The 26,352-nt window shown below is 32.8% G+C and carries 25 protein-coding genes; 24 read left to right on the forward strand and 1 reads right to left on the reverse strand.

Features of this window, described 5'->3' with window-relative positions; genetic code table 11:
* Nucleotides 1–12: 12 nt before the first annotated feature.
* The 5 genes from ACFSR1_RS12740 (at nt 13) to ACFSR1_RS12760 (ending at nt 6,889) form a co-directional block, all read left to right on the forward strand.
* A complete protein-coding gene (locus tag ACFSR1_RS12740; protein WP_378293047.1) occupies nt 13–1,650 on the forward strand; it encodes a LysM peptidoglycan-binding domain-containing protein in 1,638 nt (545 codons plus the stop codon).
* A gap of 36 nt (nt 1,651–1,686) precedes the next feature.
* Nucleotides 1,687–2,166, forward strand: a complete 480-nt coding sequence (locus tag ACFSR1_RS12745; RefSeq protein ID WP_378293049.1) for a T9SS type B sorting domain-containing protein — start codon at nt 1,687–1,689, stop codon at nt 2,164–2,166.
* A gap of 149 nt (nt 2,167–2,315) precedes the next feature.
* Nucleotides 2,316–3,299, forward strand: a complete 984-nt coding sequence (locus ACFSR1_RS12750) for a DUF4837 family protein (protein ID WP_378293051.1) — start codon at nt 2,316–2,318, stop codon at nt 3,297–3,299.
* A 258-nt stretch (nt 3,300–3,557) separates the two neighbouring features.
* Nucleotides 3,558–5,684: a Tex family protein gene (locus ACFSR1_RS12755; RefSeq protein ID WP_378293053.1), complete on the forward strand. Its 2,127-nt coding sequence runs from the start codon at nt 3,558–3,560 to the stop codon at nt 5,682–5,684.
* Between the two features lie 134 nt (nt 5,685–5,818).
* Nucleotides 5,819–6,889: a Fic family protein gene (locus ACFSR1_RS12760; RefSeq protein ID WP_378293055.1), complete on the forward strand. Its 1,071-nt coding sequence runs from the start codon at nt 5,819–5,821 to the stop codon at nt 6,887–6,889.
* Between the two features lie 75 nt (nt 6,890–6,964).
* On the opposite strand, the gene tatA is transcribed toward ACFSR1_RS12760, so the two are convergent.
* Nucleotides 6,965–7,156 (reverse strand): twin-arginine translocase TatA/TatE family subunit, encoded by a 192-nt coding sequence (gene tatA / locus ACFSR1_RS12765; protein WP_378293057.1) that lies wholly within the window; start codon nt 7,154–7,156, stop codon nt 6,965–6,967.
* A 375-nt stretch (nt 7,157–7,531) separates the two neighbouring features.
* On the opposite strand from tatA, the gene ACFSR1_RS12770 reads away from it, so the two are divergent.
* From ACFSR1_RS12770 to ACFSR1_RS12860, 19 genes are all read left to right on the forward strand, one after another.
* Complete coding sequence (locus tag ACFSR1_RS12770) at nt 7,532–8,401, forward strand: M23 family metallopeptidase (protein ID WP_378293059.1); 870 nt, start codon at nt 7,532–7,534, stop codon at nt 8,399–8,401.
* 9 nt (nt 8,402–8,410) lie between these two features.
* A complete protein-coding gene (locus ACFSR1_RS12775; RefSeq protein WP_378293061.1) occupies nt 8,411–9,910 on the forward strand; it encodes a GH3 auxin-responsive promoter family protein in 1,500 nt (499 codons plus the stop codon).
* A gap of 26 nt (nt 9,911–9,936) precedes the next feature.
* A complete protein-coding gene (locus ACFSR1_RS12780) occupies nt 9,937–11,628 on the forward strand; it encodes a DUF6909 family protein (protein ID WP_378293063.1) in 1,692 nt (563 codons plus the stop codon).
* A gap of 5 nt (nt 11,629–11,633) precedes the next feature.
* Nucleotides 11,634–12,641, forward strand: a complete 1,008-nt coding sequence (locus ACFSR1_RS12785) for a hypothetical protein (RefSeq protein ID WP_378293065.1) — start codon at nt 11,634–11,636, stop codon at nt 12,639–12,641.
* Complete coding sequence (rfbB, locus tag ACFSR1_RS12790) at nt 12,642–13,658, forward strand: dTDP-glucose 4,6-dehydratase (protein WP_378293067.1); 1,017 nt, start codon at nt 12,642–12,644, stop codon at nt 13,656–13,658. It begins immediately after the preceding gene.
* 129 nt (nt 13,659–13,787) lie between these two features.
* A complete protein-coding gene (gene rfbA / locus ACFSR1_RS12795; RefSeq protein ID WP_378293069.1) occupies nt 13,788–14,645 on the forward strand; it encodes a glucose-1-phosphate thymidylyltransferase RfbA in 858 nt (285 codons plus the stop codon).
* A 94-nt stretch (nt 14,646–14,739) separates the two neighbouring features.
* On the forward strand, nt 14,740–15,285 hold the full coding sequence (rfbC, locus tag ACFSR1_RS12800; RefSeq protein ID WP_378293071.1) for a dTDP-4-dehydrorhamnose 3,5-epimerase: 546 nt from the start codon (nt 14,740–14,742) through the stop codon (nt 15,283–15,285).
* 73 nt (nt 15,286–15,358) lie between these two features.
* Nucleotides 15,359–16,408 (forward strand): hypothetical protein, encoded by a 1,050-nt coding sequence (locus tag ACFSR1_RS12805; protein WP_378293073.1) that lies wholly within the window; start codon nt 15,359–15,361, stop codon nt 16,406–16,408.
* A 27-nt stretch (nt 16,409–16,435) separates the two neighbouring features.
* Nucleotides 16,436–17,293, forward strand: a complete 858-nt coding sequence (rfbD, locus tag ACFSR1_RS12810) for a dTDP-4-dehydrorhamnose reductase (protein ID WP_378293075.1) — start codon at nt 16,436–16,438, stop codon at nt 17,291–17,293.
* The gene (gene pseB / locus ACFSR1_RS12815) at nt 17,294–18,310 is read left to right on the forward strand and encodes a UDP-N-acetylglucosamine 4,6-dehydratase (inverting) (protein ID WP_378293077.1); all 1,017 of its coding nucleotides are present in this window, start codon (nt 17,294–17,296) and stop codon (nt 18,308–18,310) included.
* Nucleotides 18,311–18,315: 5 nt separating this feature from the next.
* Nucleotides 18,316–19,461 (forward strand): UDP-4-amino-4,6-dideoxy-N-acetyl-beta-L-altrosamine transaminase, encoded by a 1,146-nt coding sequence (gene pseC, locus ACFSR1_RS12820; protein ID WP_378293079.1) that lies wholly within the window; start codon nt 18,316–18,318, stop codon nt 19,459–19,461.
* Entirely contained in the window at nt 19,454–20,158 is a 705-nt protein-coding gene (gene pseF, locus ACFSR1_RS12825) for a pseudaminic acid cytidylyltransferase (protein ID WP_378293081.1), read from the forward strand. The genes pseC and pseF overlap by 8 nt, the downstream gene beginning before the upstream one ends.
* Nucleotides 20,148–20,990 carry an HpcH/HpaI aldolase/citrate lyase family protein gene (locus tag ACFSR1_RS12830; RefSeq protein ID WP_378293083.1) on the forward strand — a complete coding sequence of 281 codons (843 nt, stop codon included), beginning with the start codon at nt 20,148–20,150 and terminating at the stop codon, nt 20,988–20,990. The genes pseF and ACFSR1_RS12830 overlap by 11 nt, the downstream gene beginning before the upstream one ends.
* Nucleotides 20,977–21,429: a MaoC family dehydratase gene (locus ACFSR1_RS12835; RefSeq protein ID WP_378293085.1), complete on the forward strand. Its 453-nt coding sequence runs from the start codon at nt 20,977–20,979 to the stop codon at nt 21,427–21,429. The genes ACFSR1_RS12830 and ACFSR1_RS12835 overlap by 14 nt, the downstream gene beginning before the upstream one ends.
* Before the next feature lie 5 nt (nt 21,430–21,434).
* The gene (locus ACFSR1_RS12840; RefSeq protein ID WP_378293087.1) at nt 21,435–22,328 is read left to right on the forward strand and encodes an HpcH/HpaI aldolase/citrate lyase family protein; all 894 of its coding nucleotides are present in this window, start codon (nt 21,435–21,437) and stop codon (nt 22,326–22,328) included.
* A 2-nt stretch (nt 22,329–22,330) separates the two neighbouring features.
* Nucleotides 22,331–22,987: a PglD-related sugar-binding protein gene (locus ACFSR1_RS12845; RefSeq protein ID WP_378293089.1), complete on the forward strand. Its 657-nt coding sequence runs from the start codon at nt 22,331–22,333 to the stop codon at nt 22,985–22,987.
* 1 nt (nt 22,988) lies between these two features.
* Complete coding sequence (locus ACFSR1_RS12850; RefSeq protein WP_378293091.1) at nt 22,989–24,035, forward strand: hypothetical protein; 1,047 nt, start codon at nt 22,989–22,991, stop codon at nt 24,033–24,035.
* Nucleotides 24,036–24,039: 4 nt separating this feature from the next.
* Entirely contained in the window at nt 24,040–25,059 is a 1,020-nt protein-coding gene (gene pseI, locus ACFSR1_RS12855; protein ID WP_378293093.1) for a pseudaminic acid synthase, read from the forward strand.
* The gene (locus tag ACFSR1_RS12860; protein ID WP_378293095.1) at nt 25,060–26,349 is read left to right on the forward strand and encodes an oligosaccharide flippase family protein; all 1,290 of its coding nucleotides are present in this window, start codon (nt 25,060–25,062) and stop codon (nt 26,347–26,349) included.
* Nucleotides 26,350–26,352: the final 3 nt, after the last annotated feature.

Here is a 26,352-nt window from a genome sequence, read left to right on the forward strand (position 1 = left end):
ACAATACCCAAAATGATTAAAAATTGTTGGTTCTGTCTTAGTTTTCTTTTTTGTCTGGTTACACTACAAGCTCAGGATACTATTCCATCATCTGTAAACCAAAAAGCGAAAGCCTCTAGAACATTAGTACTAGATAAAGAGCTAACATTAAAAAAGGATACCGTTCAAGTAATTGATACGACTAACGTCGTTAATGCTTTAGGTGAACTGAAAACGACCACCTTTACAAAAACCAGTGTTAAAGATAGTGTGGTATATGCGGTTAAGGATCACCCCAAAATTGCGGAATTAGATTCTATCTGGAAACAAGAACTGTACAATTCTAGTCTTTTTGATACGATTTACAAATCGGTTACAGAATTAGAGTATGAACCGGTAGAGTATGTTGATCTTCCTACAGACACGTTAAAAGCAAGATTGGCAGAACTGAATGCTCGCACACCGTTTAACGTAGAATATAATCCTTCTTTAGAAAGTGTTATTAAGAATTATCTTAAGAATCGTCATGAACATCTAGAAAGACTAATGGCTTTAAGTGAGTTCTATTTTCCATTATTTGAGCAGGAATTGGACAATCAGAATATTCCTTTAGAGATAAAATATTTAGCTATCGTAGAGTCGGCACTAAAACCTAGGGCAAAATCCAGAGTGGGTGCCACAGGACTTTGGCAATTTATGTTTGGTACAGGAAAGATGTTTGGATTAGAGGTAAGTTCTTATGTAGATGAACGTATGGATCCTATTATGGCTACACAAGCAGCCTGCAAATATCTGGCAAGTCTGTACCGTGTGTTTGGTGATTGGGATTTAGCGCTGGCATCTTACAATTCCGGACCAGGAAATGTAACAAAAGCAATCAGACGAAGTGGAGGATTCACCAATTATTGGAATATACGTCACAACCTACCAAGAGAGACCGCAGGATATTTACCCGCGTTCTTGGCAACCATGTATATTTTTGAATATGCAGAAGAACACGGATTTAAACCAAGAAGGCCAGAGTTTGCCTATTTCGAGACAGATACGATAAAAGTCAAGCAAATGATCACGTTAGATCAGGTTTCTGAAGTGATGGATATCAATATAGAAGAATTACAGTTCTTAAATCCTTCCTATAAACTGGATATCATTCCACATATTAAAGACGAAAATTATGTGTTGCGTTTACCATTGGATCAGGTTGGTAAATTTGTAGCAAATGAAGATCAAATATATACATTGGCGCAAGAAGAATTTAATAAACGAGAGAAGCCACTTCCCAAATTTTTCGAAGCAAATGATAAAATCCGGTATCGAGTACGCAGCGGAGATTTCCTTGGAAAAATTGCTAGAAGATATGGAGTACGTGTAAGCCAGATCAAAAGATGGAACGGATTACGTAGTAACAATCTTAGGATTGGACAACGACTAACTATTTATCCTCGTCGTCCGGTTGTAGACAGAGCACCAAAGAAAAAAACAACATCGAAAGCTGCTGTGGTAAGTGCCAATCCAGGTAATTCTGAAACATATACAGTAAAGTCTGGTGATACCTTATGGAGTATCTCACAAAAGTTTAAAGGAGTTTCTATAGAGAACCTTCGCAGCTGGAACAATATCAGCGGAACAGGAATCAAACCTGGTATGAAACTGAAGTTATCCAAATCTTAATAAAACTTTCTTACATAACCTAATCGAACAAATTTTATGAAAAAATATTTACTAGTTTTAGTATCAATCATTTTTGTGATTAGCTGTAATGGTGACGATGATAACATAGAGGAAAAAAATTGCTGCTCTGCGGATTCATATGTTATTCAAGTAGATAATCTACCAGAAGGTAAAGAAATAGAACACGCTAAATATTTTACTCCTAATCAAGATGGGTTTCATGAAACTTTTTACATTGATGGGCTTGAGGACTTTCCTGATAATACTGTTAGAATTTTCTTAGGAAATACTCTCGTTTTTATTGCGGATAATTATGGCACTGCTAGTGACAAAGTATTTGGATCAGAATTATTCGATCAGAATTTTGACACCAAAGTATATCGATATGAACTGGAAATAGAAAATGGTGAGATTTTCAAAGCTAGTGGTTATGTTTGTGCAATTAAGGTTCGAACAAATGCAATAAATTGTTCATTAGATAACCCTGAAGATCCTGACCCTATTATTCGTGATTAGCCTGTATTCTGTATTTTAACAAATAATGGACTAATGTTTCTTAACTTCTAAAATACAATTGGAACGGTTTATGATGTCAAAAGCAGTATTATATCAGTTATCTGCATATAATTATTTTGATATTAGTTCATCCCAAGTATATTTGTATTATGAAAAAACTTACACTTGCCATTATTGCTGTGTTATGCATCATTAGCTGTAGCGATAAGAAAAAAGACACTTCTGAAAAAATAAACGGTTCCCTTGCCCAATCCGTGGGTAAAATTAATGAACTAGCGGTTGTAGTGGAGAATGATTTATGGAAAGGTAGTTTAGGAGATACCATACGTAAATACTTTGGAGCAGAAGTTCCAGGTTTACCTCAAGAAGAACCACTATTTTCTATGAGGCAATTACCTCCAGAAGCTTTTACCGGTATTTCCAGAAGAAACAGATTGTTTCTTAAAATTCAAATAGGGGATGAGCCTAAAGTTTATGTAGCCAATAATCAATATGCTACACCGCAATTAGGTTACGTGATCACAGGTGTCAATAATGATGAGATCATTAGCTTGATACAAGAAAGATCTGAAGGAATGATTGCTAAATATAAAAAGGTAGAAACCCGAGAAAAGCAATTCAAGATTAAGAAATCGGTAGAATATATTCCACAGCTAAAGGAAAAGATGGGAATTACACTCAAAATTCCTTCTGCATATAGAATAGCAAAAGAGGAAGATAAATTCTTTTGGTTGCGTAAGGATATTAAAAATGGTGATACGAATCTTATGATATATGAACTTCCTTTAGGAACCATACCTAAAGACTCCAATACCATTGCTAAGATCATAAAAGTGAGAGACTCTATAGGCGTATTAAAAATACCAACCAATTCGGGAAAGTTTATTACTGAAGAAGCCTATGCTCCTTATTTGTTCGAAACTTCCTTAGATAATAAATTTGCTTTCGAAACCAAAGGAACGTGGGAAATCAAAGATCGATATATGGCAGGTCCTTTTGTGAATTATGTGATCGACGATCTTGAAAATAACAGGCAATTGGTGATAGAAGGTTTTGTGTTAGCGCCATCAGTTAGAAAAAGAAACTACATGTTCGAACTAGAAGCCATTGTGAAAACTATTAAGTTTGAATAGTAGGGTTTAATCTTTTTGATTCTAAAACTGAGTTTCCTCTCCTTGGGGAGAGGATTAAGGTGAGAGGTTTATAAGATGCTCTTTATTCAATTGTTCATTTAGATAGTTAAACGAAAAGGCATCCATTTCAACTGTTTGTTATATACAATGGAAGCCCAATGTATCGGAACAAGTTTATAAACAATACAAGAGCAATCTTAATATGTTTTGATTTTGGAGTAGGTTTATGATATATTTAGCGGTTCAAAAATGCAACCAATGAATATTGTTTCTTTTATTGCGAAACAGGTTCCCGTTTCGGAAAAACAAATTACTAAGACTATTGAGCTTTTGGATGATGGAGCTACCATTCCATTTATATCCAGATATCGTAAAGAAATGACCGGCAATCTTGATGAGGTAGAGATTGGAGAAATAGTAAAACATAAAGCTTCGTTTGAAGCTTTACAAAAAAGAAAAGAAAGTGTACTTGCAAGTATTAAAGAACAGGAAGCACTAACACCAGAACTACAAAAACGCATTGAGGTTGCCCAATCTCTTTCAGAAGTAGAGGATTTATATCTGCCTTACAAGAAAAAGCGAAAGACCAAAGCTACGGTTGCTAAAGAGCAAGGGTTAGAGCCATTGGCTAAAATCATAATGCAGCAACGAGAAGAAGAAATTCTTTTTGTAGCCTCTCAATACCTTAACGACACTATTGTCAACGAAGAGTTGGCGATGCAGGGCGCAAGAGATATTATTGCAGAATGGATCAATGAGGATGAAAAAGTAAGAAATAGATTGCGAAGATTGTATCAACGTAGAGCTGCCATTTCTTCCGCCGTTGTAAAATCCAAAAAAGACGAAGAAGAAGCACAGAAGTATCAACAATATTTTGAATGGGAAGAACCTTTACACAAATGTCCATCACATAGATTATTGGCAATTCTGAGAGCAGAAAATGAGAAGATAGTTCGAGTAAAAATTACAGTTCCCGAAAATGATGCTTTAGACATTATAGATGATATCATGATCAAATCTAATGTAGAAGCGTGCACAGATCAAATGTTTTTGGCGATTGCAGATGCTTATAAAAGATTGTTAGCACCTGCAATCTCTACTGAAATTCTTAACCAAACCAAAGAAAAAGCAGATGATGATGCAATTAATGTATTTGCAGAAAACCTAAAGCAATTACTTCTGGCATCTCCTTTAGGACAGAAACGTATATTAGCGCTAGATCCTGGTTTCAAATCTGGTTGTAAAGTGGTTTGTTTAGATAAGCAAGGGGATCTACTGCATAATGAAAATATTTATCCTCATCCTCCACAACGCGAAACTACGAATGCCATAAAAAAAATTAAATCTTTGGTGAATGCCTATAAAATTGAAGCCATTGCCATAGGAAATGGGACAGCAGCCAGAGAAACAGAAGCGTTTATTAAAAAAATTCCATTCGAATCCTCCATTCAGGTGTTTATGGTCAATGAAAGTGGGGCATCTGTATATTCAGCTTCTAAAATTGCCAGGGCAGAATTTCCGAATTATGATGTAACTGTGAGAGGAGCTGTATCCATTGGAAGAAGATTGGCAGACCCACTAGCAGAATTGGTGAAAATTGATCCCAAAGCAATCGGAGTGGGTCAATATCAACATGACGTCGATCAAACTAAATTAAAAAACGAACTAGATACAGTAGTGATGAGTTGTGTAAACCGTGTAGGAATTAATGTAAACACAGCCAGCGCTCCATTATTGAGTTATGTATCTGGAATTGGAGATAAACTTGCAGAAAATATTGTAAACTATCGATCAGAAAATGGCGCACTTACATCCAGAGAAGAATTAAAAAAAGTTCCACGATTAGGAGGAAAAGCGTATGAGCAGGCAGCAGCATTTTTGAGAATCGCTGAACCAAAAAATCCACTGGATAATTCTGCAGTGCATCCTGAGCGTTACAAATTGGTCTCCAAAATGGCCAAAGACGTTGGTGTACCTTTGCAAGAATTAATAGGAAATAAAACAGCGATTACCAAGATCAGGTTACAAGATTATATCTCTGATAATGTTGGATTACCAACATTGACAGATATCGTAAAAGAGTTAGAAAAACCCGGGGTTGATCCCAGAAAGAAAGCCACCGTTTTTGAGTTCGATCCGAATGTAAAAACGATTAATGACCTAAAAGCTGGAATGAAATTGCCTGGTATTGTAAATAACATCACCAATTTTGGATGTTTTGTAGATATTGGCATTAAAGAAAGTGGATTGATACATATCTCAAAACTGGCCAATGAATATATCAGTGATGTTAATGCTGTAGTACAGTTAAACCAGCATTTGATGGTCACTGTAATGAGTGTGGATTTACCCAGGAAGAGAATTCAGTTATCATTAATTGATTGATATGATTTTTTTCTGTGGTGTAAACGTGTAAAGAAAATACGATTATCTTTACACGAAAACTATAACGCGTAAAGAAAATACGATTATCTTTACATGAAAGCTATAACATGTAAAGAAACACTCAAATTATTGATATGAGTTGGAAACCTCTATATCTTCCATATAAAGAAGACCCAGAAACCAAAAAAGTCCTTAAAACCCTTTCTGCTGCGCATAGAGCACTAGCAGAACTTAAAGGAGTGGCACAATCAATTCCACGACAAGAAATATTAATCAATACACTTACATTTCAAGAAGCTAAGGATAGTTCTGAGGTAGAAAACATAATTACAACTCATGACGAACTTTATAAAAGCTCCTTAGGTTATAGTGAATTCATCTCACCAGCAGCCAAAGAAGTGGAAAATTATAGTTTAGCGCTTAAGCAAGGTTTTGCAATTGTATCCAAAAGAAAGATATTAAGTAGTAATAGTATTCTTGAAATTCAAAGAATTTTAGAAAAGAATAATGCAGGTTATAGAAAATTGCCTGGAACAAATCTTAAAAATCAACAAACAGGAGAGGTGGTATATGAACCTCCACAGAGTGCTGACGAGATAAAGGATTTAATGCAGAACTTGGTTGAATTCATTAATGACAATGAACTTATAGATTATGACCCTTTGGTAAAAATGGCAATTATCCATTTTCAGTTTGAAAGTATTCATCCTTTCTATGATGGAAATGGACGTACCGGAAGAATTATTAACATCCTTTACTTAGTACTCCAAAATTTACTTGAAATTCCTATTCTTTATTTAAGTAGGTATATCATTAAAAATAAAGGAGATTATTATAGATTATTACAAGATGTACGTGATAATGAAAATTGGGAATCTTGGATTCTGTTTATGATAAAGGCAGTTGAGGAAACGGCAATACACACCATAGATATCATAAAAAGTATTAAACAAGATATGATGTCTATGAAAAATATCTTGAGAAATAATTATAAATTTTATAGTCAAGAACTATTAAATCATCTTTTTAAGATGCCCTACACTAAAATCGAATTTTTAAAAAACGATTTAAATATAAGCCGTGTCACTGCTTCAAATTATTTAAACAAATTATCAGATGATAAAATTATCCACAAACACAAATTAGGAAAAAGTAACTATTATATTAATCCTTTATTGATGAATACATTGATTAAAAAACAATAACCAAAACCACATTAAAAACAAAAAACCCATTCGTCTTAAGCAAATGGGTTTTCAATATTTTATAAAAGTTGAAAATTACTTTTTCTCTTCTATTTTGCTAGGATCTTCTTCTTCTTTCGAGGCATCTTTAAATTCTTTGATCCCGCTTCCTAAACCTCTCATCAATTCTGGAATCTTTTTACCTCCGAATAAAAGTAAAACCACAGCAACAATCAATGCGATTTGCCAAGGCCCTAACATTCCTAAAAATACACTTAATGACATCATGATCTTAAAATTAGATTACAAAGTTAACAAGATTTAGCTAAAAAAGACATTTTTGAGGTGCTAAATACTGCTTTTGTGATAATATTCACACCTTCAAATAAGACTATTTACTTTCAGATTACGTTTTAATATAGCATTTAGCATTTTTATCCGTAAACAGAATGAACTCATCTTTAGCAGTGGTTTTTAACTGAAAAGTTTGGCTTTTGTGCTACAATGAAGTAGTTTTTTTTCGGCATAGCCGTAGCTACGGTTAAAAAAATCTACAAAATTAGAGTGCAAAATGTGAATTTTGCAGGTCAAAGCATTACTCAAGATGAGTTCAATATGTATATTTGCGTATCAAACACAATTGCCCTGATAGTAGATCAATCTATGGCTAAAAAGAAAAAAGAACCAAAAAGAATTACGAAAAAGCTACTGAATAAGTATCGGCTGGTAATTCTTAATGAAGATACTTTTGAAGAACGAATATCGTTTAAACTAACAAGACTCAACGTCTTTGTATTGGTAATGATTACTTCTATTGTATTGATTTCTTGTACCACCATACTTATCGCTTTTACACCTTTAAGGGAATACATTCCCGGATATTCTTCTACATCATTAAACCAAAAAGCAACCAGATTAGTTTCTACTGCGGATTCCCTAGAAAACGTATTGAGCATCAATCAGAAATACTATAGCTCCATCAAAAAAGTACTAACGGGAGACGTAAAAACAGTAGAATTTGATATTGACTCTGCTGTACAATCACAAAAAATAAATCCAGAAGAAGTAGACTTAAGTCCATCAGAACAAGATATGCAGCTTCGAGAAGAAGTTTCCAGGGAAGATAAATACAGTTTGTTTGAAAGTGAAAAGTCAAGTACTGATTTTTCTTTATTCCCACCTGTAAAAGGAAGTGTGACTGATACCTATAATGTTAATGAAAGGCACTATGCTATTGATATTGCAGTGCCCAAAGACACTCCTATCAAAGCTGCGGCTGCCGGAACAGTGATTTTTGCAGAGTGGACTTCGGCAACAGGCCACGTGATCATTTTAGAACACGGAAATAGCCTGTTGACAGTTTATAAGCATAACGCATCTCTTACAAAGCAACAAGGAGAGTTGGTAAAGGCAGGAGAAGTAATCGCCACTGCAGGATCTACAGGAGAACTCTCGACAGGGCCACATTTACATTTCGAATTGTGGAGAGATGGATATCCTACAGATCCGTCGAAATTTATTGATTTTGAATAACAACATACAATGTCTATTAAATCATTAGGGGCAAAGATTTTTGCAAAACATATCCGTAAAAAGATAAATAAATGGGCTAATAACCCTATAAAAACCCAGAAACAGGTTTTTGATAAATTAATACGATCCGCTGAGGACACGGCTTTTGGGAATGATCATCATTTTTCAATGATAAAAACTCACGATGATTTTGTAAAAAGCGTACCAATTCGGGATTATGAAGAACTACGCCCATATGTAGATCGTGTTGTGAAAGGAGAAAGTGATGTTTTATGGCCTGGAAAACCAATTTATTTTGCAAAAACCTCCGGAACAACAAGCGGTGTTAAATACATTCCTTTGACTTCAGATTCTATGCCAACACATATTAGCGCTGCACGAAATGCTATTTTATGTTACATTGCAGAAAGTGGAAATGCAAGATTTGTAAATGGCAAAATGATATTTTTACAGGGAAGCCCTGAGCTCGTAGAAAAAAATGGAATTAACTTAGGAAGACTTTCCGGGATTGTTGCACACTATGTACCCAAATACCTTCAAAAAAACAGATTGCCCAGTTGGGAAACGAATTGTATTGATGACTGGGAAACAAAAGTTGACGCTATAGTAGAAGAGACCGTAAATGAAAATATGACAATCATAAGCGGAATTCCACCTTGGGTTCAGATGTATTTCGAAAAACTGAAAAAAAAGACAGAAAAACCGATTGGAGAGCTTTTTAAGAATTTTGAATTATTTATTTATGGAGGTGTAAATTACGAACCGTATAAAGCTACATTCGAGAAGTTAATTGGAAGAAAAGTTGCTAGTATTGAGTTGTACCCTGCCTCTGAAGGATTTTTTGCATTTCAGGATAAACAAAATGAAAAAGGAATGCTTTTACAGTTGGATTCTGGAATGTTTTATGAATTTGTAAAAGCAGAAGAGTTTTTTGAAGAAAATCCAAAAAGGTTGACTATTGGCGATGTAGAGGTTGGAGTCAATTATGTAATGCTTATTTCGTCAAATGCGGGATTGTGGGCATATAATATTGGCGATACTGTAATGTTTACCAGTACTTCTCCGTATCGATTGGTGGTTTCGGGTAGAATCAAGCACTTTATTTCTGCTTTTGGAGAACATGTAATTGGCAAAGAAGTGGAGCAAGCCATAAAAGAAGCGGCAGAAGCTACCGGAATAATGATCAAGGAGTTTACTGTGGCGCCTCAAATTAACCCTGAAGAATCAGAATTACCATACCATGAATGGTTTGTTGAGTTTCAGGAAACTCCAGAGGACATAGAAGAATTTGCTTTACAAATAGACAATTCGTTACGAAAACAAAACTCATATTATGATGATTTGATCGTAGGAAATGTATTGAGAACACTGAAGGTTAGAAAAGTTCCAAAAAACGGTTTTAATGACTATATGAAATCTATAGGTAAATTAGGTGGTCAAAACAAATTACCAAGGCTTTCTAACGATAGAAAGATTGTAGATTCCTTAGTAATTACTATAGATAAATAAATTATATCTTTGTTCGGAAAAATTTTATGACAAATCTAAAACTACAAGGAAGGACAAGAGCGCAAGAAAGCTCTAGCGCAATAGAACGCATGTATATCACAATGCGGCACCTGTTCAATAGAGGTTTTTATAAACCGATGGGAGTTTCTGGAGATACTTTACGAGAAGGGTTATTGACACTGCGTCCAGAAATTTATGGTTCTGTTGCAGAAGAAAAAGTAGAATTAGATGGTTTGTTGTACGTGATTGATCGATTACCAATCGGAATAGAAGAATGTCGTTACATTAACCTTACCAGTGAAGAAGGTTACAAAAACTCGCATTTTAAGGCAATTGTTCCACCAAAAAGAAGAAGAAATTGCTATAGAATAGATGAAGAGCAGATGAACATTGAGATTACTAGAGGACGATCAGAGATCTATGATATTCTTACACACCTCACCTTTTTGTTTATTGAATCTCATAAAATAATGAATCGAGTGGTGATTAATGAGGAAGGCAATGTTACTCGAGACTGGGATAAATTGGAAAACGCCGTAACCTCCAAAAAAGAATTGACCAAAGCCGAAAGAGAGGTTGCCCTTACTCATACAGCAAATATATTAGGCAGAACTTTTCAGGAAGTTACTTCTATTTATGGCAGTTTTTCCTGTCCGGAAAACAAAGAGAGATTCCTTCATATTATTTATTGGCTAGGGAAATTAGCTATTGATGAATTTGTAAACGGAAACAAAAGAATTGTAACTTTTAGTCCAGTTTTAAGAGAACGTCTAGGACATCATATTCACGGAGAGCGATGGGCAAATTCTATCAAGAGCAAGCTCGAAGAACTCAACCTCTTAGACAGACCCATACACATTATTAGTGCTAATATGCATAGTGTGATGAATACACTGTATACGCCTTTAGCATTAAAAACAGAACTTAAGAATAAAACCACTTTTGATGTTTACGAGCTGCTAAGTGAAAGTAAAAATGACAGATTAAGGGCAAAAGTGGAGAAATTGGCCCTCCAGAAAGGGATGACCTATATCGAGGATCAAAGCGGAACAAATATTAATGTTCAAATATTTGATACTTCAAAATATACTGAAGGCACATATGCTTCATTGATATCTAATGTAAAGAAAGAAGATAAGCCTGTTATTATTGTAATGGACTATGCTTTTGGAGAGCAAGCATATGAAACCATGGATGAACTTCTGAAACCATATGTTAAACCTGAAGAAAGAAAACACCTCAATGTTAAATCAGTTTCTCTAATGGGAAAAGCCGGTATTCTCGAAGGAGGAAAAGGAGATATTATGATACCGTCTGCTCACGTGTTTGAAGGAACCGCAGACAATTATCCTTTTGATAATGGACTAAAGAAAGAAGATTTAGAAGGACATGGAATCGATATTTATGACGGTTCAATGATAACTGTTTTAGGTACTTCGTTGCAAAACAGGGATATATTGAAGTTTTTTCACGACTCTACCTGGAACGTAATCGGACTTGAAATGGAAGGAGCGCATTATCAAAAAGCTATTCAGTCTGCATCAAAATTACGAGGTAGTATAAGTTCTGATGTAAAAGTAAATTACGCTTACTACGCATCAGATAATCCATTAGAAACAGGAAGCACGTTGGCATCAGGAGGACTGGGTACGACAGGAGTAAAACCAACATACCTGATTACAGAGAAGATTTTAGAACAGATTTTTAAGGAAGCATAGATACTATGAACCAAGAACAACCGAATCCATACAATGATGATAACGAAATAATAGACGTTAAGCCCTTCTTTAATGCTATTAAAGAAGGTTTCAAAGGGATTTTAAAGACCTTGGTCGCAATTGTTCTATTCTATAAAAAGAATATTGCTTTGTTTGCTGTTTTGCTTATTTTAGGAGCTATAGGAGGGTATTTTCTGGACAAAAAATTAAAAATAACTAAAATATTTTCTCAGGAAATAATAATAGAACCCAAATACGAAACAAATAAATACATCTATGATTTTATAGATGGCTTGGCAAAGAATTTAAATGACAAAGCGTTTCTAGAAAAATTACAAATAGATTCATCTCAGGTGTCCGAGATAAAAGAAATAACGTTGGAACCAATAATTCAAGCTACCGATGTGCTGGATGGATTACACGTAAAATATGGAGATCAGGATTATTTTCATCACATAATAGAAGAGTATGATGAGAAAACTTTAGAAGATGATAAATACAGGGATTTTTATAAATATCATAGACTAAAATTCGACTTTAATAGCGAATCATCTGACAACAAAGAAGTTTCAAAAGCATTACTGTCTTACATTGCCTCCAACGAATATTACAATAAACAATTATCATTACAATTAAAACAGACCAAACGTAATTTAGAAAAAAATAAAGAGACCTTGCTTTATGTGGAAGAATATTTGGATAAATTGAATAAAAACCAAGGCAAGCAAAATAAAGAAATAGTGGTGTATGCAGAAGAATCGGAAATTCCTACTATTTCTTCCTTATTAAAAAGAAAGAATGATTTATTAAATGCAATTAACCAACAAGAAAGAACCCTAACGTTGGATAAAGAGCTTTTTGAGGTTGTGGAGTATGGAAATATTATTCCTCAACCGGTTGGTGTACATAAAAGATTACTACTATTATTACCGTTAATTCTTTGTGTGGGAGTCTCAATGATCTTCTTGCTTTTAAATATTTCTCGTAGAATAAATAGCTTTATCAAAGATTAGATGTCGAAAAATACAATTTTAGTTACAGGAGGAGCAGGCTTTATAGGTTCAAATTACTTAAACTATAAATCAAAGTCTCAAAATATCAAACTGATCAATCTTGATAAGCTTACCTATGCAGCAAATCTTGATAATATCAAGGTGTCCGACAATTGCGATTATACTTTTATCGAAGGAGATATTTGTGATGTAACTTTAGTTCAAAAAATATTTTCTGAGTATAAAATAGATGAGGTAGTTCATTTTGCCGCAGAGTCTCATGTTGACAATTCAATAAGTAATCCGGGAGCTTTTATAGATACTAATATTGTTGGTACATTTAATTTACTTCAGGTTGCTTACCAAAGTTGGATGGATGCGCCTAACGTTTTTAAAGAAGGAATGGAGGATTCTAAATTTCTTCATGTGTCTACAGATGAGGTATATGGAACTCTTGGAGAAACAGGTCTTTTTACAGAAAAAACTTCGTATGCTCCTAATAGTCCATATAGTGCATCCAAGGCCTCTTCCGACATGCTGGTAAGAAGTTATTTTCATACTTATGGTTTACCAGTAGTGACTACCAATTGTTCTAATAATTATGGGCCTAGACAACATAATGAAAAGTTAATTCCTACTATAATAAGAAAAGCTGTTACAGAAGAAAGTATTCCTATTTACGGAGATGGTAAAAATATCAGGGATTGGTTATATGTTTTAGATCATTGTAAAGGAATTGATTTAGTTTTAGAAAAAGGAAGACTGGGCGAAACGTATAATATTGGAGGTAAAAACGAAAGAGAGAATATATATATAGCTAGAACTATTTGTAAAATTCTTGATACCTTAAAGCCGTTACAAAATCAAAAATCGTATCTGGATTTAATTACATTTGTAACTGATAGACCAGGCCACGATTTCCGATACGCAATTGATGCCTCAAAAATTGAGGCTGAATTGGGATGGAAGGCCGAAGAAAATTTCGAATCCGGAATTGAAAAAACGATACAATGGTATTTAGATAAGTACGACTCTTAACTGTCATTCTGGTGAATACCGGAATCCATAAGTTTTAAATATGAAATGGAGTCAACTTGAGAGTTTTTGATGTACCGAAGAGTGATTTTTGATCAATTCCATTTAATCACTAAAACAATATAACAACAAATGAAAGGAATCATACTAGCAGGAGGATCAGGTACACGTTTACACCCACTAACATTAGCAATAAGTAAGCAACTAATGCCAGTGTATGATAAACCAATGATTTATTATCCACTTTCTACACTAATGTCTGCTGGAATAAGAGAAATCCTTATTATTTCTACTCCATTAGATTTGCCGTTGTTTGAGAAATTATTAGGCGATGGTAAAAAATACGGATGTGTTTTTGAATATGCCGTTCAGAAAGAACCTAATGGACTGGCAGAGGCATTTATAATTGGCGAAAAGTTCATTGGAAAAGACAAAGTAGCATTGATTTTAGGAGATAATATCTTTTATGGATCAGGTCTCGAGGAGTTATTGGAAAACAATAATGATCCAAGTGGTGGAATTATTTATGCGTACCACGTTCAAGATCCCGAACGATACGGAGTGGTAGATTTTGATCGTGAAGGCAATGTAATATCCATAGAAGAAAAACCAAAATCCCCTAAATCTAATTATGCTGTTCCCGGAATTTACTTTTACGATAATGAAGTTGTAGAAATAGCAAAAAATATAAAACCAAGTGATAGAGGAGAGTTAGAAATAACCGATGTTAACAATGCATATCTTACACAAGGAAAACTAAAAGTTAGCATTCTGGATAAAGGTACTGCCTGGTTGGACACAGGTACTTTTAATTCCTTAATGCAAGCATCTCAGTTCGTACAGGTGATAGAAGAAAGACAAGGGCTAAAAATTGGAGCGATAGAAGAAATAGCTTATAACAAAGGGTTTATTTCAAAAACAGAGCTAGAAACTCTGGCAAAACCTCTGATTAAAAGTGGTTATGGAAAATATTTATTGCAGTTAATTTAATTTTGTTGTCATTCCAGCGTGTCACACTGAGCCTGTCGAAGTGAAGGCTGGAATTTATGAATAAGTTCAGAATGGAAAAAGCAAAGTACGTATAGTGGAAATAGAAGAAACAAACATAGAGGGTTGTTTTATATTGAAACCGAGAATATTCAAAGATGAAAGAGGTTCATTTTTTGAAAGCTTCAATCAAAAAACATTTGAGAAGTTAACTGGTTTGAACATTAATTTTGTTCAGGATAATCAATCAATTTCTACCAGAGGAGTTTTAAGAGGACTTCATTTCCAAAAAGGAGAATATGCACAAGCAAAATTGGTAAGAGTAACAAAAGGCAGCGTTTTAGACGTAGCTGTAGATTTAAGGAAAGACTCTCCAACATTTGGGAAACATTTTGCCATAGAATTAAATGATCAAAATAATTACCAACTGTTTGTTCCAAGAGGTTTTGCTCACGGCTTCGTTGTGTTGAGTGACCAAGCAATTTTTAACTATAAATGTGATAATTATTATTACAAAGATGCAGAAACCGGAATTAAATATGATGACCCAGATTTAGAAATTGATTGGAAATTGAAAGTATCAGAAATTTTAGTATCAGAGAAAGATAATATTTTACCTAATTTTAATGAATTAAATAAATAATACAAAGTTCTTTTTATTTTTAGAAAACACAGTACCTTTGCGGCACTTTTAAAAAGATCAATAGTACCTGATTATGAGTAATAAAGAAAACACTTCGGAGGAAATAGATTTAGGACAGTTGTTTAAATTGATAGGAGATGCGTTTAACAAACTATTTCAATTTATCGAAAATATTCTTAAAGGGATCTTTTCTGCCATTATTTCATTTCTTCAGTTTATTCGTGTTCATTTTTTGAAGTTTGCAATTGCTGGAATAGTTGGGATTGCTTTAGGTTGGTATCTAGATTATAACACTGAGCCAATTTATAGATCTTCGATGATCGTAGAACCTAATTTTAATAGTGCACAACAATTATATAATAATATTGAATTCTATAATGAATTAGCAAAAGATGCTGAGTACAAAAATTTAGCATTAGCTCTAAAAATATCTGATAAAGAGGCAGGTAACATCGTTGGTGTGTCCATTGAAGCCTTTAGTGATGATAATCAGAAGCTTAAGCAATTCAGTGATTTCGTTAATACGTTAGATAGTACTTCTAGAGCAAATTTAAGTTACGAAGATTATCTTGAAAACTTTAATAATATTAATGCCAAATTTCATAAAATTACTATTAAAGCCTTGGAACCTGAGGTAGCAAAAAAATGCCAAAATGCTATTGTTCGCTCTATATCCAACAATCAGTATTTTCAATTACGCAAAAACACGAATGATTTGAATTTAAAAATAAATGATTCTATAGTGCGAAAACAATTAACAGAAGTGGATTCATTAAAGAAATTTTACCAAAAACTAAAGTTAATTGACGCAGAAAAGATTGAGAAATCTTCAAGTACAAGTATAAACCTAAGCTCAGAAAACAATCAATTAGATAGATCTGAGATTGCATTATTAAAAGAAGCAAAATCACTAGGCCAGGAGATTTTGGAAATTAATAATAGAAAAGCTTACACAAAGAATATTATTAACGTAATTTCAGATTTCCCAAATCGAGGAGCATTAGTAAATAGTTTTTTTAGACAGAAAAAGGTGCTCATGCCAATCGGTTTTGTTGGGTTAACGTTTTTAGTACTTCTATTCTTGTCATTGAATCGTTATTTGAGAAATTATTATAGAAATTAAAATTTAGTTTTAGATGGTTAAGGACTCATGAAAGTGACAAATGTTTTAGTAACAGGATCTAATGGTCAATTGGCACAATGCATAAAAAGCTTAAAAGACAGCTATACTTTGTTAAATATCTTTTTCTCTACCAAGAGAGATTTTGATATAACTAGTAAAAAATCTATAACTACTTTTTTAAGTAAAGAAAAATTTCAATATCTTATTAATTGTGCTGCTTACACAAATGTAGAACAAGCTGAAAAAGAAGCAAGCAAAGCTTTTTTGGTTAATGCAGAAGGAGTAAAGAACTTAGCAGAAGTCTGTAAAGAAAAAGACATAATACTTATTCATATATCTACAGATTATGTTTTCGATGGTAAAAAAGAGGTCCCTTATACAGAAGAGAATGTGCCGAATCCTATTAATGAATATGGAAAATCAAAGTTAAAGGGGGAGTTATATATTCAAAGTATAACAGATAAATACTTTATCATAAGAACTTCTTGGTTATATTCTCAATACGGTAAAAATTTTTATAAGACTATTTTAGATAAGTCAAATACCGAAAAGAAGCTTTCCATTATAGCTACTGAGGTAGGCACACCTACGAATGCTAACGACTTATCTAAATTTTTATTAGAGCTTGTAGAAAGTAAAACTGAAAATTATGGAATTTACCATTTTAGCAATCTTGGTAAGGCGACTTGGTATGATTTTGCAGAAGAAATTTTAAAAAAACTAGGGAAACAGGAAAGAATAAAGCTTGAAAAAACAGATAATTACCCTACTTTTGCAAAAAGACCGAAATATAGTGTTTTGGATAAAGAAAAGACTCAAAGAATATACAATTATAATATATTAGACTGGAGGGATTCTTTGATAAAATTAAAAAAAGAGAATTAAATGTTAGATTTGAAAGGTAAATCTATTCTTATTACAGGTGGTACAGGTTCATTGGGAAAAGCTTTGACTGAACATATATTGTTAACACATCCTGAAGTTAAAAGGCTTATTATATTTTCAAGGGATGAGCAAAAGCAATTTCAAATGGCTCAAGAGTTTCCAAACGAAATGTATCCTCAGATTAGATATTTTATTGGAGATGTTAGAGATAAAGAAAGGCTGGTAAGAGCTTTTCAAGGTGTTAACTATATCATACACGCTGCTGCCATGAAACATGTACACATTGCCGAATATAATCCTGATGAATGTATTAAGACAAACATCGGGGGAGCAGAAAATGTAGTTGAGGCGTGTTTTAAGACTAATGTAGAAAGGGTTGTGGCTCTCTCAACGGATAAAGCTTGTGCACCAATAAACCTTTACGGAGCAACCAAATTAACTTCTGATAAGCTTTTCGTAGCTGCAAACAATATCAAAGGAGAAAACCCTATAAAATTTTCTGTAGTTAGATACGGAAATGTTATGGGGTCTAATGGCTCGGTAATACCTTTTTTTATTAAAAAGAAAAAAGAAGGTAAATTACCAATAACCGATCCTAACATGACTCGTTTTAATATTTCTTTACAAGGAGGTGTAGAAATGGTAATGCATGCGCTAGAACATGCCTGGGGAGGAGAACTTTTCGTTCCAAAGATACCTTCATATAAGATTATGGATGTAGCAGAAGCAATTGGACCTGAATGTAAGAAAATAACTGTTGGAATAAGACCAGGTGAAAAGGTACATGAAGAGATGATAACTCCTTCGGATTCATTTTATACATATGATCTAGGAAAATATTATGCTATTCTTCCGGCTTCTCATAATTGGAACTTAGAAAATTTTATAAAAACCTTTAATGCAAAAAAAGTAGAACAAGGGTTTAGTTATAATTCAGGAAAAAATGATCATTGGGAAACGATAGAAACTCTTAGATCATTAATAAAAATTCATGTAGATTCAACTTTTGAAGTGTAATGGAAATGAATATACCATACGGACGACAAAGCATCGACGAGGATGACATCAAAGCTGTTGTAGAAACCTTAAATGCAGATTTCCTAACACAGGGTCCGAAGGTTAGAGAATTCGAAGAAAAATTTGCGAAATATGTTGGGGCAAAGTTCTCAGTTGCTGTTAGTAATGCTACTGCAGGTCTTCATTTATCTATTTTAGCTCTAGATTTGAGAAAGGGAGAACGAGTAATAACGACACCTATAACATTTGCAGCATCTGCCAATTGCGTGAGGTATGCAAAGGGAGAAGTTTGGTTTGCAGACATAGATCAAGATACTTATCTTTTGTCTATTGAAAGCGTCAGAAAATTAATAGAAAGTAAACCAAAAGGATTTTTTAAGGGCATCATCCCTGTTGATTTTGGCGGACTACCTGTTGATTTAGAGGGGTTTAGGAACCTAGCAGATGAACACAATCTTTGGATTATTGAGGATGCTTGTCACGCACCAGGAGGATACTTTTTCGATTCAAAAGGAAAAAAACAGATGTGCGGTAATGGTAATTACGCTGACTTAGGAGTGTTTTCATTTCATCCTGTTAAACATATTGCTTGTGGAGAAGGAGGGATGATTACCACAAACTCCGAAGAATTATATAAAAAACTAATTCTTTTAAGAACTCATGGTATTACAAAAGCAAACATGTCTGAAAATCATGGAGGGTGGTTTTATGAAATGCAAGAATTAGGCTTTAATTATAGATTGACCGATATTCAGTCAGCCCTAGGGATTACTCAGCTTAAAAAGAATACTGTTGGAGTTGATAAAAGAAATCAAATAGCAGAAAAATATAAACTGGCATTCAGTAATAAAATCAAATATCAATATTTACCCAAGCAAAGATATAATGCTCATCATTTATTTGTTATAGAAGTGGAGGATCGTGAGGGTTTATATAATCATTTACAAAAAGAGGGAGTTTTTGCTCAAATTCATTATATCCCAGTTCATAGGTTGCCATATTACAGAAATATTGGGTATGACGGTTCCAATTTAATCAACGCGGAAAACTATTATAGTAGATGTATTAGTTTACCTATGTATCCAACCCTTAGAGAGGAAGAACAAAATTTTGTCATTAATAAAGTATTAGAATATACTAATAATGAATAATCTTGCAATTATACCAGCTCGTGGAGGAAGTAAAAGAATTCCTAAAAAAAACACTAAACCTTTTTTAGGAATACCAATCATTGAATATTCAATTAAAGCTGCTTTGGACTCCGACATTTTTCAGGAAGTAATGGTTTCTACTGACGATCATGAAATAGCAGAAATAGCAACAAAATCTGGAGCTGTAGTGCCTTTTATTAGAAGTGTGGAAAATTCAAATGACTATGCAACTTTGTATGATGTGGTATATGAAGTCTTAAATTGGTACAAAGCAAAAAAAATAGATTTTGAAGCGGTAAGTTGTATTATGGCTACTTGCCCTTTTTTAAAACCAGAGCAGATAATAGAAGCACACAGTATACTTTGTCAAGATGAAACTGATTCGGTTCTTCCTGTAGTTAAATTTGATTATCCTATTCAAAGAGCTTTAAAAAAAAACAAAAAAGGACATTTAAATTTTTGCAATCTTGAAGACTATAAAACTAGATCTCAAGACTTGGAAGAGACATATCATGATGCAGGAATGTTTTACTTTACTAAAGTAAATAGTTTTTTGAAGAAAAATAATAATAGACTTTCATCGGGTAGTATTAAACCTTTTTTGATAAATAGTTTTGAGTCCCAAGATATCGATACAATCGAAGATTGGAATATCGCGGAAATGAAGTTCAAAATACTAGAAAAAAATGTTAGATAGTTATTTTTTTGTTCCTGCCAATAATAAACGATTTATAGAAAAATCCAAGTCTCTTGTTGTTGATCATATGATTTTTGACTTAGAGGATGCAGTTGCCTCTAGCGAACTAGAAGAGGCTTTAAAAAACCTAAAAAACCTATCAGACAAGAAAAACTGTTGGGTGAGACCTCCCTTATTTGTTAATGAGCAAATTGATAATGTTATTTTACAAAAAAGTTTGAATATTGGTTTTAATAAATTTGTATTTCCTAAAGTTTCGGCAAAAGTTGAAATGCTTTTTTTAGAAAAATGGATTATAGAGCAATATGGGGATAATTTACTAGACAAGATAGAAGTGATTTTATTAGTAGAAAATCCTAATTGTTTATTAGAGTTAGAAAAAATTTTAGAATCTAAACTAAATATTGTTGCCGTTTCTTTAGGAAGCCATGATTATTGTAATGCAATGAGCATGAAGCATATAAGAAAAAATTTGGATTATTCTAAACATAAGATCTTAAATATTGCCAGAGCAAATGGAATAATGTTTTTAGATTCTCCTTCGATGAATATTAAGAACAAAGAAATCTATACAGAAAATATAGAAGAGGCTTTTTCTTTGGGATGTGATGGAATTATGACGATACACCCCAATCAATTGAAATGGATCAATGAGTTTCCTTTTTATAGTGAAGAAGAAATAGAAACAGCAAAAACCATTTGGCAAAATGTTTTACAAATAGGTGAAAATAATTTTAGTGTTATAAAATTAGATGGTCAAGTATATGAAAGACCTCACCTTAATAGAATAAAGAAAATAATAAATTGGGCAAATACTCATGAAAGCAAGTAATTTAGGAAATACCTATAATGATTTTGTTGTTGGAGATACCATCAAGCATAATTTATCAAAAACAATTTTTGAAAGTGATAATAATTTATTCAGTTTGCTGACTATGAATCACCATCCAGTTCACACTAATGTTGATTATTGTGACAAAGCTCAGCATGGAGAGGTTTTGGTCGTTGGTACGCTCGTTTTTAGTTTAGTTGTTGGTATTACCGTACCTGATATTAGTGGAAAGGCTATTGCAAATCTTGAGTATGAGTCTGTAAAACATTTAGCACCTGTTTTTATTAATGATACTATTTACGCCTCTACGAAGATTATTGATAAATGGATTACTAGTAATAAGGAAAAAGGTATTATATATGTTGAAACCGTTGCTTTCAATCAAAAATCGGAAAAAATATTAAGTTTTAGAAGGAAAGTTTTGGTTCCCAAATTATAGGTGGTATGAAAAAAGAATATCTATTAAGAAGTTTATTATTTGTTCCTGGTCACAGGGAAAATCTAATGCAAAGTGCTATTCGGTCAAATAGTGATGCTGTATTATTGGATTTGGAAGATTCTGTGCAACCAAAGGAAAACAAAAAACTAGCAAGAGAATTAGTTAAGAAATATATCCAAGAAGGAGTATTTGAGGGAAAATATATTTTTCCAAGAGTTAATGATCGAGAAAGTGGAGAGCTCCTTAAAGACGTTTATGAACTTACTTTAGAGGGTATAGAAGGTTTTATGTATCCAAAATCTAAATCAGCTAAGGATATCTATTTTTTCTCTAAACTATTAGAGACAATAGAATATGAAAAAGGATATGAAATAGGAACTTTTAAAATTATTCCTCTAATAGAGACCGCTTCTGCAGTTTTAAAAGCGGAAGAAATAGCGGGAGCATCCACTAGAGTAATCGGAATAGCTTTTGGAAGTGAAGATTTTGTTTCAGATTTAAAAGGCATACATGATAAAGAGCATCAAAGTATTTTTACTCCTAGATCTATCATAGCGATGGCGGCTAGAGCGAAGAATGTAATACCAATTGATACTGTTCATATTAATGTTCACGATCTGGAGGATTTAGAAACAAATTTAGTGCTCTCAAAGAAATTGGGATACGAAGGCATGCTATCTCTTCATCCAAAAGAATTAGATTTAATCCACGAACATTATTCTCCTTCATCTTTAGAAGTTGAAAATGCCCAATTAACTCTAAAGTATGCTGAAGAGGCTAGAAAGGATAATAAAGGTGTTGCAGTCATTAATGGAAAATTTATTGGCCCTCCTATTATTCTAAAGGCTCAAGAGGTTTTACGGAAGCATAATATGATTCAAAGAAAAAAGGACAACTAGTAATGAAAAAACTTATAATTATCGGTGGCTATGGAAATGGAACTGTCGTAGCTTCGACTGTAGAGGATGTTAATTTACAGAAACAGGAATGGGAAATCATTGGTTTTTTAAATGATAGAGAAACCAATCCTATTAATGGATATCCAATTCTTGGAAAAATCACTAAGGAAGTAGTAGATCAATATCTAGAAGATGAAAATGTTTTTTTCTTTTATACATTGATTTCTACAAAACTTAATCATAAATTTCTTCATAAACTTCTGGATTTAGAAATACCAGACAATAGATTTGCTACCATAATTCATCCAACAGCTGTGGTGTCTAAATTTGCAAAATTAGGTTATGGAGTATGTATTCAGCCGTTTGTAAATATAGGACCAAATGTTGAGATAAAGAATCATGTTCAAATATATGCACAATCCCTTGTGGGACATGGTGCTAAACTGGACAATTATTCATATGTGGCTAATAATGCTTGTATTGGTGCCGATGTGCATTTAAAAGAGGGAGCATATTTGGGAACAAATTGTAGTACCCTAGAGTTTATATCCTTAGGAAAATGGTCTTTAATAGGAATTGGATCGGTTGTTTTAAAAGATGTACCAGACTATACCAAAGTTGTTGGCAACCCTTCCAGAGAGATAGGAACGACCAAATAAAATGAAAAATAGAATTTTATTTAGAGTTGATGGAGGACTAAAAAAAGGCCTGGGACATTTGGTAAGAAGTATTGCTCTAGCAAAAAACATGAAGCTTACCACTAATTTTGAAATTGTTTTTGCAAGTAATTATTCCGAAATATTGGAAAAAAAACTTAACGAGGCAGGTTTTTCCGTTTATTATAATGACAAAAATAAACCAGAAGAAGAGTTTTTATTGGAAGTAATAGATACTCTTAAAATCACAAATGTTTTTATAGACGATCTCCACCAGTATGCTAGAGAATTTATGCTACAACTAAAAAAGAATATCAAAGTTATATTCTTTCATAATTCTTGCAATGCTTCCAAAGATTCTTGTGCAACCATAATTCCTTCTGCACATACAGATAGAAACTCATTGTTAACTTTGGGTTTTAATAAGAATAAATTATTTATCGGTCCAGAGTATGTTATCATAAATGATAAGCTAATAGATCTTAAAAAACAGAAAAAAGAATCCGAAACTGCTAATATTTTTAGAATTGTTATTACTACCGGAGGAAGTGACCCCAAAGGAGTTCTATTAACTATATTAAAATATCTACAAGGAATAAAAAACAAGGATTTAGAAATTATTGTTTTGATAGGTGAGGGTTTCATGCATAGAGAAGAACTAAGCAAAATTTTAGATTCTAATAGAAATTCAGCACATTTAAAATTGAAAGCGGTACCTTATTCAATTAAAGAATTAATTCTTGCTGATATGGCAATATCGACTTTTGGTGTTAGTACATATGAATTAATGTACTTAGGTATTCCTGTTTTGAGCGTAGCACACGCAATTCCTAATGCAAAAGGAAGCAAGCTATTAGCTAATAAATATTCGGCAATTAAAGATCTGGGTCTAATCGATAACCTAACAAAAGAGAGTTTTAAGAATGGTTTATTTAGCATGATAAATTCTTTAGATGAGAGAGAAGATTTAGTAAGAAATGGAATACGACTTATTGATGGAAAAGGAATAGAACGTGTTTCGAAAATATTAGTAGATAAATTTTATTCTTAAAAAAATGGTGTTAACAGACAAAACCTTTATAATAGCAGAATTATCTGCTAATCATAATAATAATTTTCAGCTCGCTAAGGATACTATTTATGCCATGAAAGAATCTGGTGCTGATGCAGTTAAATTTCAAACCTATACTGCAGATTCAATAACGTTAAATGTTGACAACAAGTATTTTGGACCTAGAGATTCTGGAATCTGGAAAGGAAAAACCTTATATGAAATTTTTACTGAAGGTAGCATGCCCTGGGAGTGGCAAGCTAAACTATTAGAATATGCCAATGAATTAGATTTGATTTGCTTTTCTTCGCCTTTTGATTTTAAAGCTGTTGATTTTTTAGAGGAATTACATGTACCAATGTATAAAATTGCATCCCTAGAAATATCCGATATTCCGCTAATAAGCTATGTTGCATCAAAGGGAAAGCCAATTATTTTATCAACGGGTATCGCTAATCTTAATGATATTGAATTGGCTGTAAATGCTTGCAGAAAAGAAGGAAATAATGATATAACATTATTAAAGTGTACTTCTGCTTATCCTACTCCTTTTGAAGAAGTCAATCTTAAAGTTATTCCTAATTTAAGAGAAACATTTAATGTAAAAGTAGGGTTGTCTGACCATACGATGGGTTCAACAGTTCCTTTAGGAGCAGTGGCACTTGGTGCAAAAGTAGTGGAAAAACATTTTATTCTGGATAGGAATTTAGGAGGAGTGGACTCTTCTTTTTCAATGGAACCAGATGAATTCAAATTTATGGTAAAATCAATTCGTGAATTAGAAAAAGCATTAGGCTCTGTAAGTTACGAATTGACTGAAAAACAAAAAGACACTAAAATTAGAGGAAGATCTTTGTTTATATCTTCTAAGGTTAAAAAAGGTGAGGTACTTACCAAGAATAATGTGAAATCAGTTAGACCTGGTTTAGGATTACACCCAAAATACTTTTATGATGTACTTGGTAAGAAAGCAAATCGAGACATTACAGCAGGGTCTCCTTTAGATTGGAGTATGATCGAATAATTGTATAAAAATGAATTTAAAAATAGTTTGGTGCTTAGAAAAATTGGATTAGAAAAAGTAATAACACTACTTGTTCGTTTTGTAGGGATAGGATCCAGATTTTTGTTGACATTTTTATTAACTAAGGAAATATCTTTAGAATTTCAAGGAGAGTATTCTTTGGTTGTTACTTCTGTAGCATTGTTAGTAATTCTTTTTGGATTTGATTTTTATGTTCATAGTAATAGAATGATAGTAAAAGGTGAGTATGATGCGGTTTTTTGCTTGAAAAACTCTGTAACATTCTATTTATTGAGTTATTGCGTACTTTTTCCAGCTATTTGGTTTTTTTTTAAGATTTTTTCAATCGAATTTGTTCGTGTTGAACTCCTATTGGTTCTCATACTATTTGAACATTTAGGACAAGAGTTTTTTAGAACTTATATTGCTTTAGGTAGACCTTTATTGGCAAACATTCTATTATTTATTAGAACTGGTCTATGGTGTCTTATTTTGGTACTAGGGTTATTATTCCTGAAGCCCTTTCAAGTTGATTTAAATAATATTTTGGTCATTTGGTTAATATCAGCAATCATATGTGCAATGTTAGGTTTTATTTTTTTCCCGAACCTAAAAAGTTTTTTTAAAATAAAAGTTGATAAAATATGGATAAAAAGAGGAGTTATAGTCGGAGCAACTATGTTTTTGTCAACGATATGTTTAAAAATAATTGAATATTCTGATCGTTATTTAATCGTTTTGTTTACAAGTAAAAAGGACTTGGGAATTTATTCGGTGTTTTTTCAGTTGGTAAATGTAGTAAATGTAGTGGTGTTTACAATGTATATTTCATTCCTATATCCTAGTATCATTAAGGGCGTTTATAATAGTAACTTTGGTGCGGTTAGAGCCGCTCAAAAAACTATTAAAACAAAAACAATTTTAGCTGTTGTATTTTACGGAATTGCTTCTTTTTTCTTTCTGCCTTTTTTTCTAGAATTTATTGGAAAAGAAGAACTTAATCAAAATATGTTTTTGTTTTATATAATGCTGATTAGCACCTTGTTTTTAAATTTTAGTTTTACTAGCCATTATGTTATTGTAGGTGCAGAAAAAGAAAAAATGATTTTTACTGCAACCTTTATTGCATGTCTGGTTAATTTAGCAATAAATTTTTCTTTGATTCCTTTTTTTGGAATTTATGGATCTGCGTTTGCTATGCTTTTAAGCAATATAACTCTTTTTGTTATAAAGCGTAAATTTGAAAAGAAGATAATAAAGATAAGCTTACCCAATGCATCAAAAAAATAGAAC

It is taken from the genome of Aquimarina rubra (assembly GCF_042684305.1).
In the GTDB taxonomy this organism is placed as follows: domain Bacteria; phylum Bacteroidota; class Bacteroidia; order Flavobacteriales; family Flavobacteriaceae; genus Aquimarina; species Aquimarina rubra.